7 protein-coding genes and 1 pseudogene are annotated in these 18,500 nt (G+C 41.2%); 6 read left to right on the plus strand and 2 right to left on the minus strand.

What is annotated here, in order from left to right:
- The 5 genes from VB654_RS20245 to VB654_RS20265 form a co-directional block, all read left to right on the plus strand.
- The coding region (locus VB654_RS20245) for a TauD/TfdA family dioxygenase (RefSeq protein ID WP_323215602.1) at window positions 1–501 on the plus strand (501 nt) is incomplete at its 5' end.
- A gap of 4 nt (window positions 502–505) precedes the next feature.
- Entirely contained in the window at window positions 506–5,071 is a 4,566-nt protein-coding gene (locus tag VB654_RS20250; RefSeq protein ID WP_323215603.1) for a non-ribosomal peptide synthetase, read from the plus strand.
- An 11-nt stretch (window positions 5,072–5,082) separates the two neighbouring features.
- Window positions 5,083–9,708 carry a non-ribosomal peptide synthetase gene (locus tag VB654_RS20255; RefSeq protein ID WP_323215604.1) on the plus strand — a complete coding sequence of 1,542 codons (4,626 nt, stop codon included), beginning with the start codon at window positions 5,083–5,085 and terminating at the stop codon, window positions 9,706–9,708.
- A 36-nt stretch (window positions 9,709–9,744) separates the two neighbouring features.
- Window positions 9,745–15,102 carry a non-ribosomal peptide synthetase gene (locus VB654_RS20260; RefSeq protein WP_323215605.1) on the plus strand — a complete coding sequence of 1,786 codons (5,358 nt, stop codon included), beginning with the start codon at window positions 9,745–9,747 and terminating at the stop codon, window positions 15,100–15,102.
- Between the two features lie 127 nt (window positions 15,103–15,229).
- On the plus strand, window positions 15,230–15,454 hold the full coding sequence (locus tag VB654_RS20265; RefSeq protein WP_323215606.1) for an MbtH family protein: 225 nt from the start codon (window positions 15,230–15,232) through the stop codon (window positions 15,452–15,454).
- Between the two features lie 126 nt (window positions 15,455–15,580).
- Here the strand turns inward: VB654_RS20265 and glmS are convergent, their stop codons facing one another.
- Window positions 15,581–17,479 carry a glutamine--fructose-6-phosphate transaminase (isomerizing) gene (glmS, locus tag VB654_RS20270; protein WP_323215607.1) on the minus strand — a complete coding sequence of 633 codons (1,899 nt, stop codon included), beginning with the start codon at window positions 17,477–17,479 and terminating at the stop codon, window positions 15,581–15,583.
- Window positions 17,480–17,719: 240 nt separating this feature from the next.
- Window positions 17,720–17,965: a photosystem I iron-sulfur center protein PsaC gene (psaC, locus tag VB654_RS20275; RefSeq protein ID WP_006195256.1), complete on the minus strand. Its 246-nt coding sequence runs from the start codon at window positions 17,963–17,965 to the stop codon at window positions 17,720–17,722.
- Between the two features lie 426 nt (window positions 17,966–18,391).
- Between psaC and VB654_RS20280 the strand changes: the two are divergent.
- Window positions 18,392–18,500: pseudogene (locus tag VB654_RS20280) on the plus strand (hypothetical protein); the annotation flags it as partial.

Genomic DNA, 18,500 nt, shown 5'->3' on the forward strand with positions numbered 1-18,500 from the left:
GGTGGTCTTGATGTCAGTTGGCAAGAATTTTTTCAAACTGATGATAAATTGGCGGTAGAAAATTACTGTAATCAAGCTAAAATTAATTTTAAATGGTACAATAATGATAGTTTAGTTACTCGGCAAATTCGTCCAGCTTTAGCAGTACATCCTAAGACTGGCGAACAAGTATTTTTTAATCAAATACAGTTGCATCACATATCATATTTAGATGCAGAAGTGAGAAAATCTTTATTATCTTTGTATACAAATGAAGAGTTGCCACGTAATGTTTATTATGGTGACGGAACTCCTATAGAAGAATCAGTGATTACAGAGATTAATGAAATTTATCAACAGTGTACAACCAGCTTTTCTTGGCAGAAAAGAGATGTTTTAATGCTAGATAATATGCTGGCTGCACATGGACGTTATCCATATTTAGGGCAACGTAAAATTATGGTGGCAATGGGGGAAATGATTCAAGGTGAAAATGTTATATATGTCAAAGAGAAGGAGTAATTAAATGATAAGTTCCACTGCTAAAGGTTTTAGGATTTCTCCCCATCAAAAACGTCTTTGGTTATTACAACAAGATAGTTCTGCATATGTAACTCAAGGTGCTATTCTGATAGAAGGAAATTTCCAAGCAGATATTTTCAAAAAAGCATTACAAATAGTAGTCAATCGGCATGAAATTCTGCGGACAAGTTTTTGTCAATTGCCTAGTAGAAAGTACCCTGTTATGGTTGTCTCAGATAGTAGTGTTACTTTGCCTGTATGGAAAAATATAGATTTAAGTTTTTGTAGTGAACAGGAATATCTATGGAAGATTGAAGAACTGTTTCAGCAAGATAGACATATAGGTTTTGACCTGGAGCAAGGTTTAACATTTCGTTTATATTTACTTGAATTTTCACCAAGTTTGCATACTTTGGTGGTTTCATTACCTGCACTTGTGGCAGATATACAAACAATTAAAAATTTAGTGCGTGAAATTAGTAGTTCTTATTCTAATTGTTTAGAAGAGCAAGAATTAGATGAGCAACCAGTGCAATTTATTCAGTTTTCAGAATGGCACAACCAATTACTTGTAGATGAGGATGCAGAAAAAGCTAAAAATTATTGGGATGAGCAAAAAGTTTCTACATTCAGTAATTTTAGATTACCTTTTGAGAAAAAATTATTAAACCAATCAAAATTTGAGGTTGGTTGTTACCAATTCAAGGGAGATTTTGAACTGATAGCAAAAATTGAAACATTAGCTCAAAAGTATGATACTTCCACTGCTGTCATATTATTAGTTTGTTGGCAAACGCTGATTTGGCGACTCACAGGAGAATCCGATATTATCATTGGCATGGGTTGTAATCTCAGACAATATGAGGAATTGGATGAGGTACTAGGATTGCTGGCAAGCTGGATACCAATTAAAAATTATTTGACACCAGAATTGAATTTAGGAGAACTTTTAGAGAGTGTTAAAAAGACTTTAGATAGTACAGCAGAATGGCAAGATTATTTTGTTTCTGAATCTTTAGAGAATGACAATAATTTAGCGTTTCCTATTGGTTTTGAGTTTGAACAATTAACTGAAAAGTTATTTGCTCATGATGTTTCATTTTCTTTAAAAAAATTCTATAGTTGTATTGAACCATTCAAAATTAAGTTGACTTGTACTCAAGATAAAAATACTTTAATAGCAGATTTCTACTACGATATTAATTATTTTTCTCAAGATACTATTGAGCGCCTTGCCGGACAATTTCAAACTTTATTGACGAGTGTAACCAATAACCCAGAACAAAAAATTAGTCAATTAGAAATTATTAGCCCAAGCGATCGCCAACAACTGCTAAATTTTAACCAAATCCAGATTGATTATCCCACAGATCGGTGCATTCACCAACTGTTTGCAGAACAGGTAGAAAAAACACCTGATCAGATTGCCGTTGTGTTTGAAGACCAGCATCTAACCTATGCACAGCTAAACCACAAAGCTAATCAATTAGCTCATTACTTACAAAAACTGGGAGTCAAACCAGAAGTGGTAGTTGGATTGTGCCTAGAGCGATCGCTGGAAATGATCGTGGGATTGCTTGGTATTATCAAAGCAGGTGCAGCTTACCTACCATTAGACCCCAACTTACCAACTTCTGGTATTGCTTGGCGATCGCAGGATGCTGAAGCACCCATACTACTAACACAACAACAGTTAGTTGACCGTTTTGCTGAATGCACAGCCAAAATCATCAGCCTAGATAGCGATTGGGAAATTATTAATCAAGAAACTAACGAGAATTTGACGAGCCAAGTTAGACCTGACAATTCAGTATATGTCATCTACACTTCTGGCTCCACAGGTGTTCCCAAAGGAGTTGTTGTTGAACATCAGCAATTACTTAACTATCTGTACAACATCCAAGAAATCTTAAATCTCCCTGCTGATGCGAGTTTTGCCACTGTCTCCACCTTAGCCGCAGACTTAGGTAACACCGTGATCTTTCCTTCGTTGTGTGGTGGTGGATGTCTGCATCTGATTTCTAGCGATCGCGCTTCTGATCCTCAAGCTTTAGCAGATTACTTTTACCATCATCCCATCGACTGCCTCAAAATTGTACCTTCACACCTGAAAGCGCTGCTAACATCACAGACAAATAAGCCAATTCTCCCCCGCCAGCGATTAGTGCTAGGAGGTGAAGCCACCAGTTGGAATTTGATTGAGCAGATTCGGCAGTTAGCACCAGAGTGTCAAATTATTAACCACTATGGCCCCACCGAAACCACTGTCGGTGTCACCACCTTCACAGTTAGTCAAGAAGCAACAAGCCAGGAATATCAAACAGTTCCCATTGGTCGTCCACTGGCTAACACCCAAATCTATTTACTCGACTCTCTGGGGCAATTAGTGCCGATGGGAGTACCTGGAGAACTGCACATTGGTGGTGCGGCTTTAGCACGAGGTTATTTAAACCAACCAAATTTAACTGCTGAGAAATTCATTAATCATCCTTTTATTCCGGGAAAAAAACTGTACAAAACCGGAGATTTAGCACGTTACCTCAACGATGGCAATATTGAATTTCTGGGACGAATTGACCACCAAATTAAAATCCACGGCTTCCGAATTGAGTTAGGAGAAATTGAAGTTTCGTTATTAAAACACCCTGCGGTGAGCGAAACCGTAGTGACAGCACAGGAAGATGAAGCCGGCAACAAACGCTTAGTAGCTTATGTAGTGCCTAAACATGAATTAGACCCTACAACTACTGAACTGCGCCAATTTCTCCTAGAGTTGTTACCTGAGTATATGGTGCCTGCTTTTTTTGTGCAGCTAAAGGCTCTACCTTTGACAGCTAATGGTAAGGTGAATCACCAGTTACTACCTGCGCCGGACACATCCAGGACTGTTTTAAAAGAAACATACATAGCACCACGCACACCCAATGAAAAAATACTGGCTAAAATTTGGGCGGAAGTTCTCAGAGTTGAGCAAGTTGGCATTTATGACAACTTCTTCGAGTTAGGTGGTGATTCAATTATCAGTATTCAAATTGTTGCCAGGGCTAATCAAGCAGGTCTCAAGCTCAAACCTAAGCAACTGTTTGAACACCAAACAATTGTGGAATTAGCAGCAGCAGCTGGCACTAATCTTTTGATTATGGCTGAACAGGAGACAATAACTGGTTCTTTGCCTCTAACACCAATCCAGCATTGGTTTTTTGCACAAAATCAGCCCGAACCACACCACTGGAACCAAGCAGTTTTATTGCAAGTCAGGCGATCGCTTGACCCGATATGCTTAGAAAAGACAGTCCAGCAATTATTGCTATATCATGACGCACTGCGTCTGCGTTTTAGACAAACAGAATCTGGTTGGCAACAAATCAACGCTGACTTTGAGAATGTGATGCCCTTGACGCATATAGATTTGTCAACACTGCCAGAAACAGAGCAACAGCAAGCGTTAGAAACAGCCGTAGCAGAATTACAAACTAGCTTTGACCTATCCTCAAACCCCTTGGTACGGGTAGCATTATTTAGTTTGGGTGCATCAAAACCCAGTCGCCTGTTAATTCTCATCCACCACTTAGCTGTTGATGGTGTGTCTTGGCGGATTTTGCTGGAAGACTTCCAAACAGTTTATGAACAACTGGAACGGGGAGAAATCACACAATTGCCACCCAAAACTACCTCTTTTAAACGATGGGCAGAGTTACTAACAGACTACGCCAACTCAGCAGAGGTGCAGCAAGAGTGGGATTATTGGCTGACTCAAACTCCAAAATTATCTTCTTCCTTGCCAGTGGATTATTCAGGAGGTGAAAACACCGTTGCTTCTGAAAAAATAGTTTCAGTATCCTTGAGTAAAGCAGAAACTCAAGCGCTGCTCCAGGAAGTTCCATCTGCCTATAGTACACAAATCAACGAAGTTTTGCTGACAGCACTAGCCCAAGCTTTTGCCGAGTTAACAGGAGAGAATTCCCTGTTAGTGGAGATGGAAGGTCACGGACGGGAGGAAATCTGCGATAACGTTGACCTCTCACGCACAGTTGGCTGGTTTACAACTCATTTCCCAGTTCTGTTGGATTTAGGGAAAAATCTCGACCCTGGAACCGCATTAAAACTCATCAAAGAGCAATTGCGTAGTATACCGCATCGAGGGATTGGTTATGGCTTGTTGCGCTACCTCAACGAAGACCATAATATGAGTGACCAACTGGCAAAACTGCCGCAACCGCAAGTGAAATTCAACTACTTGGGTCAATTTGACCAAGTTATGTCAGAGTCATCACTATTTGAACCAGCTGATGAGTCTACTGGCCCAGACCGCAGCTTGCAAGGTAGACGCGATCGCTTACTGGTAGTTAACAGTTTAATTAGTTCCGGTCAGCTGCAACTGAATTGGAGTTATAGCGACAATATCCATCGTCGAACCACCATTGAAACTTTAGCTGAGAATTTTGTTCAGGCGTTGCGTGAAATTATCACTCATTGCCAATCTCCAGAGGCTGGAGGATACACGCCTTCTGATTTTCCCCAAATGCAGTTTAGCTCAGAAGAATTTGACGAACTGCTGGCAGAACTATAATGATTAAAAATATGGAAAATAAAAAGAATATAGAAGATATTTATCCCCTTGCGCCCATGCAGCAAGGCATACTTTTTCACAGTCTTTATTCACCCAATTCAGGACTATATGTAGCTCAAATTGGCTGTACTCTGAGCGGTTTTCTCAATGTCCCGGCATTAAAGAAAGCCTTGCAATTGACCATGAAGCAACATTCAGTATTGCGTACTTCTTTTCATTGGGAACGTCGTGATCAACCGTTTCAAGTCGTTTATCGCCATGTAGACTTGCCTTGGGAGCAACATGATTGGCGGGGAGTTCCTCCAGCCGAGCAACAACAATTATTAGAGAATTTCCTCCAGAGGGATCGAAACCAGGATTTTGACCTGAACAAACCGCCGCTCATGCGGGTAACACTGATCCAATTAGCTGATGACCAACACCAATTTGTCTGGAGCAAACATCATCTAATTCTAGATGGGTGGTCAACGGCAATTCTTTTTAAGGAAATTTTTGATGCTTATGAAGCGGTGCATCAAGGTAGCGATTTACCTCTAATCCGCAGCAGACCTTACGGTGATTATGTTGCTTGGCTACAGCAACAAGATTTATCGTCAGCCAAAACTTTCTGGCGGCGGATGCTTAAAGGTTTTACTGCACATACGGTTTTAAAAGTTGCCCGGAATTTTGGCGACTCTAGCGGCCAGGTAGACCACGATGAGCAGCAGATCCAGGTATCGGAAGCGACAACATCTGCACTTAAGTCTTTGGCTCAACAGCATCAGCTAACCTTAAACACTCTTGTCCAAGGGGCTTTTGCTCTACTCTTAAGTCGCTACAGTGGAGAGGAAGATATTTTATTTGGGGTAACTTCTTCTGGTCGTCCACCAACTCTAGCTGGTGTTGAGTCAATGGTAGGTGTTTTTATTAATACCCTGCCCCTCAGAGTCAATGCCAATCCTGAAGATTTTCTGCTACCTTGGCTGAAGCAGTTGCAAACTCAACAAATTGAGGCACGAGAATACGACTATAGCCCCTTAGTAGAAGTCCAAGCATGGAGTGAAGTTCCACGAGGTACACCTTTATTTGAGAGTATCTTAGTCTTTGAAAATTATCCTGTAGATTCTTCTTTACCAAAGCAAAGTGAAAATTTGGGTATTCGTGAAGTTCGCTTTGTAGAATCAATCAATTACCCCTTGACGATGCTGGTAAATGGTGGTGATGAGTTATCAGTGAATATTTGGTATGATTGCCAACGTTTTGATGACAGTACTATTACTCGGATGTTGGGACATTTCGAGACTTTGCTAACAGAGATGGTTGCTAATCCTGAGCAGCGCCTCAAGGATTTGCAGTTATTGACACAATCTGAGCGACATCAATTGTTGGTAGAGTGGAATGATACTCAGGTAGATTATCCTCAAGACAAGTGTATTCACCAGTTGTTTGAGGCACAGGTAGAGCAAACACCAGATGCCATTGCTGTTGTATTTGAAGACCAACAGCTGACCTACCAAGAACTGAATCAGCGCGCGAATCAATTAGCGCACCACTTGCAAAGGCGAGGAGTGGGGACAGAGGTACTGGTGGGGATTTGCCTAGAGCGATCGCTGGATATGATTATTGCTCTATTAGGTATCCTCAAGGCTGGAGGCGCATACATTCCCCTAGATCCTGATTATCCGGCAGAGCGATCGCAGTTTATCCTTCAAGATGCTCAAATATCAATTTTAATCACTCAAAATAAATTACTAAATTCATTACCTAAAAATAACGCAGAAATTTTTTGTATAGATACGCAATTAATTGATATACCAGAAAGCCATAATCCCTTAGTTAAAGTTCACACCACTCAACTAGCCTACGTAATTTATACCTCTGGTTCCACAGGTACACCCAAAGGCGTGCAAGTTCTGCACAGAGGACTGACAAACTTTTTGGCCAGCATGGCGAAAACGCCAGGATTAACGGCAAAAGATACCCTCTTAGCAGTAACCACCTTAGCCTTTGACATTGCCGCCTTAGAGATTTTCCTACCATTAATTGTTGGTGCTTGTCTCGTAGTTGTACCACGGGAGGTAACACTGGATGGAGTCCAACTGGCAGACACCATAGAACAACATCAAATCACCGTCATGCAAGCCACTCCTGCAACTTGGGGGTTACTTCTTAACAGTGGTTGGAGTGGAAAAGAAAATTTAAAAATTCTCTGCGGTGGAGAAGCTTTAGATTACTCCCTCGCCCAACAGTTGTTGTCATTGAGTCAAGAAGTCTGGAACCTATACGGACCGACTGAAACCACCATTTGGTCAGCTGCCAAAAAACTCATTCCCCATGAGTCTGTTAGTATTGGTCGTCCCATCGCCAATACCCAAATTTACTTGCTAAATCAGTACCTCCAACCAGTGCCTGTAGGTGTGCCTGGGGAGTTATATATTAATGGTGATGGACTAGCTAGAGGCTATCTCAACCGTCCCGAACTGACGGCACAAAAATTTATTTCCCATCCCTTGAAAACAGCATCAGGAAATCGTCTTTATCAAACTGGGGATTTAGCCCGATATCTACCCAGTGGAGATATTGAGTATATCGGTCGCATTGATAATCAGGTAAAGATTCGGGGCTTTCGCATTGAGTTGGGGGAAATTGAAACAGTTCTGAGTCAATACCCAGGGATACGAGAAACGGTGGTTCTGCTTCGGGAGGAACAACCAGGGAATAAGTACTTGGTTGCTTATATTGTTTATCAGACTGAGCAAGTCCTGACAACCAGTGAAATACGAAACTACCTCAAGGGGCGAATACCTAATTATATGATGCCCACGGCTTTTGTCGTCCTAGAAAGCCTACCCTTAACACCTAACGGGAAAGTAGATCGTCGCTCCCTACCTGCGCCCAATACAGCCAGACCAGAATTTGATCAAAGTTTTGTCCCTCCTCGCACCCCTGTAGAGGAATTATTGGCTGGAATCTGGTCTCAAGTTCTTTCTCTAGAGCAAGTTGGCATTCACGACAACTTTTTTGAGTTAGGTGGGCATTCATTGCTGGCGACTCAAGTCATGTCTCGTTTGTACAAAGCCTTTCAGATAGATATACCACTGCGCTATTTATTCGAGTCGCCGACTATTGCTGGATTAGCAGAACATATTGAGACAGGAATCAGAGTTGGATCAGAACTCACAGTTGTGCCTTTGGAGCCTGCTGCACGGGGTCAAGATTTGCCCCTATCCTTTTCTCAACAACGCCTCTGGCTACTGGACAAATTGGAGCCTAATAACTCGTTATATAATATTCCGGCAGCAGTACGCCTCACAGGTTTACTGAACATCACAGCACTAGAACAAAGTTTCAATGAGCTGATTAAGCGTCATGAAGTTTTGCGAACTAGATTTGTGACCGAAGATGGGCAACCATTACAGGTAATTGAACCCACTTTAAGTTTGACCTTAGAATTAGTAGATTTGCGTTCACGAAGTGTCTCTTTCAGAGAATCGCTTTCGCAGACAGAACGAGAAACTGAGGTTGAGAAATTAGCCCAAGAGGAAGCTAATCGACCTTTTGAACTATCCAAAAGTCCCTTGCTACGAAGTGTGTTGCTGCAACTGGATGATACAGAGTATGTGTTACTAGTCACCATGCACCACATTATCTCTGATGCTTGGTCTGTAACCATCCTCATTCGAGAACTGGGGGAACTCTACACAGCTTTTGCTGCAAATCAGCCCTCTCCACTCACTGCACTTCCCATCCAATATGCTGATTTTGCAATTTGGCAGCATCAATACTTACAGGGAGATACCCTCAAAACTCAGTTGACCTACTGGACGCAGCAACTAAAGGGCGCTCCTCCCTTACTGCAATTACCGACAGATAGACCACGACCACCACTCAGAACTTTTCGGGGTGCAACCCAATCTTTCACTCTACCCAAACCCCTCACAGAAAAAATCAAAACCCTCAGCAACCGCGAAGAGGTAACTTTATTCATGACTCTGCTCGCAGCTTTCAAGACTTTACTCTATTGCTATACAGGGCAGGAAGATATCATAGTCGGCTCACCCATTGCCAATCGCACTAGAACCGAACTGGAAGAACTAATAGGATTTTTTGTGAATACTTTAGTTTTGCGGACTGATTTATCTGATAATCCTAGTTTCCGTGAGTTATTAGGTCGGGTACGCGCACATACATTAAAAGCTTACACTCACCAAGACTTACCATTTGAAAAACTTCTAGAAGAGTTACAACCTGAGCGAAATCCCAGTTACAATCCGTTATTTCAAGTGTGGTTTGTCCTCCAAAATGTGTCCATGCCATCCTTAGAATTGGCAGATTTAAATATCACTTCATTAAATATTCATAGTGATAGAGCAAAGCATGATTTAAGGCTGGAGTTAGCAGAAAGTGAAGAGGGGTTAATTGGCTCAATTGGTTACAGAATAGACTTATTTGAACAGGCTACTATCGCTCGCATGGCGAAAGATTTTGAAAATCTTTTAGTCCAAGTTACCGCACAACCCAAGATTAAGTTAAGCGAACTCGTAGAAATTTTGACTGCAACAGATAGACAACAACAAATACTCAAAGAAAAAGAGCTAGAAGATGTGAGCCGAAACAAGCTTAAGATGACTAAACGCAAGTCTATCCGTAGTATTTAAATTCAGTGAAATTTTATCATTAATCAGAAAGTAAAAATGCAACAAGAAATCATCGAAGGTTATCAACTATCGCCTCAACAAAGGCATTTGTGGTCGTTACAACAACTTGCTTCAACACTAGCTTATCGCTCCCAATTTTCTCTGATGATTGAGGGAAATTTTAATCACAAAATTTTAGAGATTGCCTTAGAAAAACTTGTCAATCGACATGAAATCCTGCGGACAAACTTTTGTTTTTTACCTGGAATGACAATTCCACTCCAAGTCATAGCTGATGACAGTAAACTCCCAGTTAATTATTTTGATTTCAGCAATTTAGAACTTCAACAACAAGATGCCAAAATTGCAGCGCTTTTTAAGGATGTACTACAATTACCTGTTAACTTTGAACAGCAGCCAACCTGTAATGTATATTTAATCAATTTGTCCCCAAATCAGCATATATTACTGTTTAGTTTACCATCTCTCTGTGCCGATACTGTAACTATCTTTAAATTAGCAAAAGAAATTAGTTATTTATATGCAGCATCTTGTGATGATCAAGAATTAACTGATGAACTAACACAATATGCAGATTTTGCTCAATGGCAAAATGAAATAATTGCCGATGAACAGACAAAAACAGGAGTCGAATATTGGCAGTTTCTAGATATTGAACATATTTTGAAGATCCAACTACCCTTTGAAAATAAAATTACCCAAAAATCTATATTTGACCCTCAAAGGGTAACTTTAAATATTCATCCAGATTTAGTAGCTAAAATTGCAGCTTTAGCTCAGAAGCAGGAGACTACAATTTCTACATTGTTACTAGCTTGCTGGCAAATTATGTTATCACGCCTGACTGGAGAATCAAAAATGATTGTCGGTCAGGCTTTCGATGGAAGAAAATATGAAGAATTAGAGTCAGCAATAGGACTATTTGCTAAATATTTACCATTAATTTGTGATCTAAAAAATGAGTTGCAAATTAGTGAGGTTATAAATCAAGTCAACCAATTAGTCAAGGATGCCTACAAATGGCAAGAATATTTTGATTGGGAGCAACTCAATTTTTCTAACAAAAGCATAGAATTAGGATTTTTACCTTTTATTTTTGAATTTTTAACATATCCAGAAAAATATTCTCAGAGTGGAATTACATTTGCAGTTTTGCAGCACCATGTCTGTTTTGACAAATTTAAACTTAAATTATCTTGTGTGCATCGAGATGATTATTTAGCATTATATTTTTACTACGATTCATCTTTATTTAACTTAGAAGTTATTGAACGTTTAGCCAGCCAATTTCAGACCTTGTTGCAAAATGTCATCAATCAACCAGAAGTGGCAATTGGCAAGTTAGAAATTCTCAATCATGCTGAACGACAACAGTTATTAATTGAGTTCAACCAAACTCAAACTGACTATTCGCCAGATAAATGTATTCACTATTTATTTGAACAACAAGCAGACCAGACACCAGACAAAATTGCTGTGGTTTTTGAAGACCAGCAGATGACTTATGCTGAACTTAATGCCAAGGCTAACCAACTAGCTCATTATCTCCAGGAACTGGGAGTCCGTCCTGATGTGTTGGTGGGGTTATTTGTTGAGCGATCGCTTGAATTAATAGTTGGACTCCTTGCTATACTAAAAGCTGGTGGAGCGTACCTACCCCTAGATCCCACATTACCAAAACCAGCCTTAGCTGTGAGGTTACAAAATGCCCAACCGCCAATACTATTAACCCAACAGCAGTTAGTTGAGACGCTACCAGATTACCCTGGAAAAACAGTATCTTTAGACACCGACTGGCACAACATTTCCCAGGAAAGCCAGGAGAATCTGATTAGTGAAGTGGGCATAAAGAATTTAGTCTATGTCCTGTTTACTTCCGGTTCTACAGGTCAACCCAAAGGAGTTGGTGTTGAACATCAACAACTGTTTAACTATATTCATGGCATCGAAGATAGACTAGACCTCAACGAATGCAACAGCTTTGCGACAATTACCACCTTTGCTGCTGACTTAGGCAACACCACAATTTTTCCTTGTCTGTGCAGTGGTGGATGTCTACATATAGTGTCATCACAAAGAGCATCCAATCCAGAGGCATTAGCAGATTATTTTTATCGTCACCCCATCGATTGTTTAAAAATCGTCCCTTCTCACCTGACAGCCTTACTAGCATCTTCTCAAGCTCAACACATATTACCAAAACAGCGCCTGATTCTGGGTGGTGAAGCTTGCCGTTGGGATTTAATTGAGCAAATTCAGCAATTAGAGCCAGAATGCTTAATTTTTAATCATTATGGTCCAACAGAAGCTACTGTTGGCGTGCTGACTTATCCAGTCCAGCTAGAACAAACAAATCATTATTCTAAAACTGTCCCTCTAGGACAACCAATTGGTAACACACAGATATATCTGTTGGACTCTTATCTGCAACCAGTACCCATAGGCGTACCAGGCGAATTGTATATTGGTGGTGCAGGTGTAGCCAGAGGCTATTTAAATGAACCTGATTTAACTAGCGAAAAGTTTATTTTTCATTCTTTTGAAGAGGTAGAAGGCAACTTCCAAAATACCAGAGTTTACAAAACTGGGGATTTAGCTCGCTACCTACCTGATGGAAACATTGAATTTCTCGGAAGGATTGACCACCAAGTTAAAATTCATGGCTACCGCATTGAGCTGGGAGAAATAGAAGCGACCCTAAAACAACACCAAGCGGTGCGAGACACTGTGGTACTGGTTCGTCATGAATCCGGGAACCAGCGTCTGGTAGCTTATGTTGTGCCTGAAAAACAATCTGCTCCCAAAACTACTGAATTGCGGGACTTCTTGTCACAAAGGCTACCTGATTACATGATTCCATCTGTCTTTGTACGCCTGAAAGCCCTGCCACTGCTACCCAACGGTAAATTAGACCGTCAGTCCCTGCCAGCACCCGATATGAATCGCTCAGATTTAGAGGAAACTTTTGTAGCTCCCAGCACTGCTGTGGAAAAAATGTTGGCACAGATTTGGGCGAAAGTTCTCAGACTGGAACAGGTAGGAATTCACGATAATTTCTTCGAGTTGGGTGGAGATTCCATCCTCAGTATGCAGATTATCGCCAAAGCTAACCAAGCTGGTCTACAGATTACTCCCAAGCATCTGTTTGAACACCAGACAATTGCTGAGTTAGCAGCAATAGCTATCAAAAACCGAATTATTCCAGCTGCACAGGGGCTAGTGACAGGTGAAGTACCGCTTACACCGATTCAGCACTGGTTTTTTGCACAAAATCTTCTCGATTCCCATCACTGGAATCAATCAATCCTGCTACAAGTTCACCAATCTCTCGACCCTGCACTTTTAGAACAGGTAGTTAAGCATTTGTTGGTATATCACGATGCGCTGCGCCTCAGTTTTGTTCGCCAAGAATCCACTTGGCAGCAGGTTAACGCTAACCTCAATGAAGTAGTGCCATTTACGGTAGTAGATTTGTCAGGGGTGTTAGAAACCGAACAAGGGGCGGCAATAGCAGCTACAGCAAATAAACTACAAACTAGCCTCAATTTAAGCTCAGGTTCGCTAATGCAGGTGGCTTTCTTTAACTTGGGAGATACTCAACCCAGCCGACTGCTAATAATTATCCACCACTTAGCCGTGGATGGGGTTTCATGGCGGATTTTGTTGTCTGACCTGCAAACTGCTTACCAACAAATTAGTCAAGGTAAGGCAATAAAACTACCACCCAAAACTACTTCCTTCAAACATTGGGCAGAAAAATTGCAGGAATACGCCCATTCAACGGCATTACAACAAGAACTAGAATACTGGTTAGCGATCGCTCCTGAACAATTTGCCCAAATTCCGGTAGATTTTCCTGAAGAAGATAACACAGTAGCTCAGTCACACACTATAACAGTAGCCCTTAGTCAAGAAGAAACCCAAGTTTTGCTCCAGAAAGTCCCGAAAATTTATCAAACCCAGATTAATGATGTCTTACTCACAGCGCTGGTACAAGCCTTTAAACCCTGGACAAACGCAAGGTTGCTAGTTGACCTAGAAGGACATGGGCGAGAAGAAATCTTTGAAGATGTAGACTTGTTGCGTACTGTCGGCTGGTTTACTACCATTTTCCCTGTTTTCTTAGATGTCAGTAAAACCAATGGTGTTGAAGAAGCAGTGACAGCAGTAAAAGAACAGCTACGCCAGATTCCCAATCGAGGTATTGGCTATGGTGTGCTGCGTTATCTCAAGAGTGAGTCACGACTACATCAAATCCAAGCCAATGTCAGATTTAATTACTTGGGTCAGACTGACCAAGTATTTGAATCATCTATGTTTGCACCAGCCTCAGAGTCTACTGAACCAGGCCGCAGCTTGAAAGGAAACCGCAGCTATTTACTAGATATCAACGGCATTGTGGCACAAGGACAATTACAACTAAATTGGACATATAGCCAGGCCATTCATCGCCGAGCCACAATTGAGTCTCTGTCTGAGGGTTTTATGCAAGCGCTACGCGAAATCATTGCTCACTGTCAGGAAACTAAATTAAATCCCTACATACCTTCAGGTTTTAGCCAACAAGAACTGGAAGCATCCTTGGTCAGAATTCAACCAAATGGTACGAAAAGACCTTTATTTTTTGTCCATCCTGTGGGTGGAACTGTCTTTTGCTATCACGAATTAGCCCGTTGTTTAGGTTCTGAGCAACCATTTTATGGACTACAAGCACCAGGTTTATATGGAGAACGTGAACCTTATACTTGCATTGAAGACATGGCTGGCCACTACATTGCAACGCTACGTCTAGTGCAGCCAGAAGGTCCCTATCTTTTAGCTGGCTGGTCAATGGGAAGCTTCGTAGCTTTTGAAATGGCAAATCAATTACAACAACAAGGTTTAACAGTAGAATTGCTGTGTTTGTTTGATAATAGAGCGCCTACAACTAGTAATAAAACTGTAGATATAAATAATTATGATCATACTGAGATGTTAGCCAACTTTGCCAAAGGGATAGCCAACTCCACTGGCAAGAGTCTCTCAGGTTCTTATTCCAAGCTTCAGCAATTAGAATCAGAAGAGCAATTACATTATGTGTTAGAACAATTACAGATGGCTGACCTCATGCCTGCCGATATGAGTCAAGAGCAGTTTCAGATGTTTTTGAAGGTTTACAAAAGCAACGTCCAATGTATGTTAAGTTACTCACCGAAACAGGTCTATCCAAAGCGGATTATTCTCTTTCGCGCCAGTGATAGCAGTTCTGATGATCGAGATCATACTAGCTTAGGTTGGAGCCAGTTTTCCTCTGAGCCAATAGAAACCATCATGGTTCCAGGCGATCATTACTCGATGTTTGCCAAACCTAATGTTAAAATTTTGGCAGAAAGTTTGTGTAATCTTCTCCAATAGAGATAGTTAATTGATCAATGGATAGAAAATACAAGAAGGGGAAAGCAAAATTTAGAGGATCGAGGACATTTAAAACCAGTAGATTAATAGAGTACAGAGCATAACTAGTTAATATCCAAAGGCACTTATGTATCAATACGGAAACGAAGATACCACAATTTACAAAGTTGTAGTTAATCATGAAGAACAATATTCAATTTGGCCATTTGATCGTGAAAATCCTGTTGGTTGGAGGGATGTTGGTAAAAGCGGACTGAAGCAAGAATGTCTAGACTATATAGAAGAAGTCTGGACTGACATGAGACCACTAAGTCTTAGGAAAAAAATGCAGGAAATGGCCGATAATAGCTAGGGTTTGCTGTTCGCGTAGCGTGCCGTTAGACATAAAAGTTATTTGTGAGGATAGGGAACAGGGTTTTGAGGATTTATCTTGGTGAAAATATTCTGACTATACACCAATTTTTTGCAAAAAATTATACTACTCAACCGTCACACTTTTAGCTAAATTTCGGGGCTGGTCAACATCCAAACCGCGACGCGCCGCAATATGATAAGCCAAGAGTTGCAAAGGAATCACTGTGAGAATCGGTGAGAGTAGTTCATCCACTTCGGAAACCGGGAGCAAATCATTAAAGATTTCCGCCGCTTCGCCATCATTACTGGGAGTCACACCAATTAAACGGGAATCTCTGGCTTTGGCTTCTTGGGCATTAGAAAGCACCTTTTCATATACAGTACCAGGAACTGCGATCGCCACCACTGGAACTTTCGCTTCTAATAACGCAATGGGGCCATGTTTCATTTCTCCGGCTGGATAACCTTCAGCATGAATATAACTGATTTCCTTTAATTTTAAGGCTCCTTCTAAAGCAATGGGAAAGTTGATGCCCCTACCTAAAAAGATAAAATCTGTGGTGTCTGCAAATTCATGTGCTAAGTGTTCAGTTAAACTTTCCTGACTTTGCAAAGTCGCCTCAATTTGTTGAGGAATTTGGCGCAACCCGTTAATAATTTCTGCTAATCTCTCTGGGGAAACTGTTTGACGACGAGCCGCTAAATCCAATGCCAAAGCGTAAAATGCCATCAATTGGGCGGTAAAAGTTTTCGTTGCTGCTACCCCAATTTCAATTCCTGCTAAGGTGTTGATTACATGGGGAACCATTAAACCCAGGCTACTTTCTGGGCGATTGGTAATCCCTAATAGTCGCGCTTGATACTTGAGTTCTTTCCCCTGACGGCGTTCTTTTTCCATCCCTAAAGCTGCTAAAGTATCAGCTGTTTCACCGGATTGGGTAACACCAATAATTAAGGTATTTGCTGTTAAGGGTGAAGGTGCATAGCGATATTCAGAAGCATAATGTACCTGAGTGGAAATTCCCGCTAGTTGTTCAATCAAGTATTTTCCCAGTAATGCGGCGTGCCAACTTGTACCACAGGCAACAATATTAATTTGTTCTAAATCTGCATAAAATTCAGGAGGTAAGCCCAGGTTAATTGGTGAAACTGACTCGGCAGAATTACTATCAGTATCAAAGTAAGCGGCTAAACTAGCTCGGACTACTCCCGGTTGCTCATAAATTTCTTTGAGCATAAAGTGTTTGAATCCCTGCTTTTCTACCATCGTGGGATTCAAATTCAGCATCCGGGGCTGTTTTTTTAATCTGTCGCCAGCAAAGTTGTAAATTTCCACTCCTAACGGTGTCATCCGGGCAATTTCACCATTTTCTAGTGGTAAAACGGCACGAGTATGAGCCACAATTGCCGGGGTGTCGGAGGCACAAAAGAATTCACCTTGACCAAAACCAATGACTAGGGGGGCTTGTTGACGGACAACAATTAGTTCATCTGGGTAGTCAGCAGAAATAACTGCGATCGCAAACGCTCCTTTAAGATAGTTAACAGCTTGGCGAATTGCGTCTAAAAGCGGAGATGGGGAACTAGGGAGAGGGGAGGCTGGAGGATTTTTGAGAAATTCAGCTATCAGATGGGGAATAACTTCAGTATCGGTTTCCGAAACAAACTGGTGTCCTTTCTGTTTGAGTTCTTCTCGTAACTCCCGGTAGTTTTCCACAATGCCATTTTGCACCACCGCCACCCGCATAGCCATGTCTAGATGGGGATGGGCGTTGTGTTCTTCTGGCTTACCATGAGTCGCCCAGCGAGTATGACCAATGCCAATTTGAGCTGGAGTTGCAATTTGTTCGAGTTTAGAACGGAGGTTATGTAGTTTACCTTTGGCGCGAACACAGTCCACTTCACCTTCCCAGACTGTGGCTATACCGGCGGAATCATACCCGCGATACTCCAGTTTTTCTAGCCCAGTCAGTAAAATATCAGTTGCCGCTTGAGTGCCTATATATCCAACAATTCCACACATACTTACACCGCTCTGATTTGAATATAATTTAATTTAGTTTAGTTGCCAGCTTAGAAGCGGCATTTTGTCCAAGAAAAAAGGAGCAAGTTGCTCCCTATGCTATCAGGTATTATGATTTTTGAATTTTTAAACTAAAAGAAAAATTTTAGTAGGGTGAGCAGAACCCACCCTACAAGCTTAAAGCAGCTTGCTATGGAAACACTCAATTGTGAACCCAATCAGGAATTTCAACTAAATTCCTTAGTAAGCTAGACCCATGCTGCGAGTTGTTTCAGCACCAAGATAAACTCGGATGCTTAAAAAGTCAGTAGGGCAAGCAGTTTCACAACGCTTACATCCTACACAGTCTTCGGTGCGGGGTGAAGCGGCAAGTTGGGCAGCTTTACAGCCATCCCAGGGTACCATCTCCAACACGTCTGTAGGGCAAGCGCGGACGCACTGGGTGCAGCCAATGCAGGTATCGTAGATTTTAACGGTATGAGACATTGAAAAAAAGGCTCCTTTCCAGTGTTCTTCTCTGCGAAAGAATCATATATCAAAGCATAGTTTACAGCAGTAGCTTATAGTCCGTAATCAAAAGGCTACATAACTTTAAACAATGTAATAGGCACTCGAAATAGTTTATATGAGCGAAATCTCTCTGTTGCTTATATACCAACGAAATCACAGATGTGTATTGACCTGCATATTTATTCAAATGGCTGATGTTTGTAAACTTATATGAAGTGAAAGTCAATCCAGATCAAGTAAATGTGGGATTTTATCGATACTAACTATGGATTAAGTATTATACATTATGAAATTGAAAAAATTATCATGAAATATTTTGCGCGATCGCTCTCTATCGCAGTGATTGGAAATAAGGTTTTCGGCCTTTTCTTTATAATTAAGTAAATCACATCACATAAACTTATGGAGCCAGACTCTTTAGCAACCGAGGTAATTCTGACACATCCCAGTCAGTCACTCGGCAGAGTCCAACTCGATTGGACACCCCAACCAGGAAACTACGTCGATTTTG

Source organism: Nodularia sp. UHCC 0506, assembly GCF_034931045.1.
Classification (GTDB): Bacteria; Cyanobacteriota; Cyanobacteriia; order Cyanobacteriales; family Nostocaceae; genus Nodularia.

Bases quoted from the DNA above. Each gene is read 5' to 3' on its own strand.
- VB654_RS20250 (WP_323215603.1), top strand. From the start codon at position 506: ATGATAAGTTCCACTGCTAAAGGTTTTAGGATTTCTCCCCATCAAAAA.
- VB654_RS20255 (WP_323215604.1), top strand. From the start codon at position 5,083: ATGGAAAATAAAAAGAATATAGAAGATATTTATCCCCTTGCGCCCATG.
- VB654_RS20260 (WP_323215605.1), top strand. From the start codon at position 9,745: ATGCAACAAGAAATCATCGAAGGTTATCAACTATCGCCTCAACAAAGG.
- VB654_RS20265 (WP_323215606.1), top strand. From the start codon at position 15,230: ATGTATCAATACGGAAACGAAGATACCACAATTTACAAAGTTGTAGTT.
- glmS (WP_323215607.1), bottom strand. From the start codon at position 17,479: ATGTGTGGAATTGTTGGATATATAGGCACTCAAGCGGCAACTGATATT.
- psaC (WP_006195256.1), bottom strand. From the start codon at position 17,965: ATGTCTCATACCGTTAAAATCTACGATACCTGCATTGGCTGCACCCAG.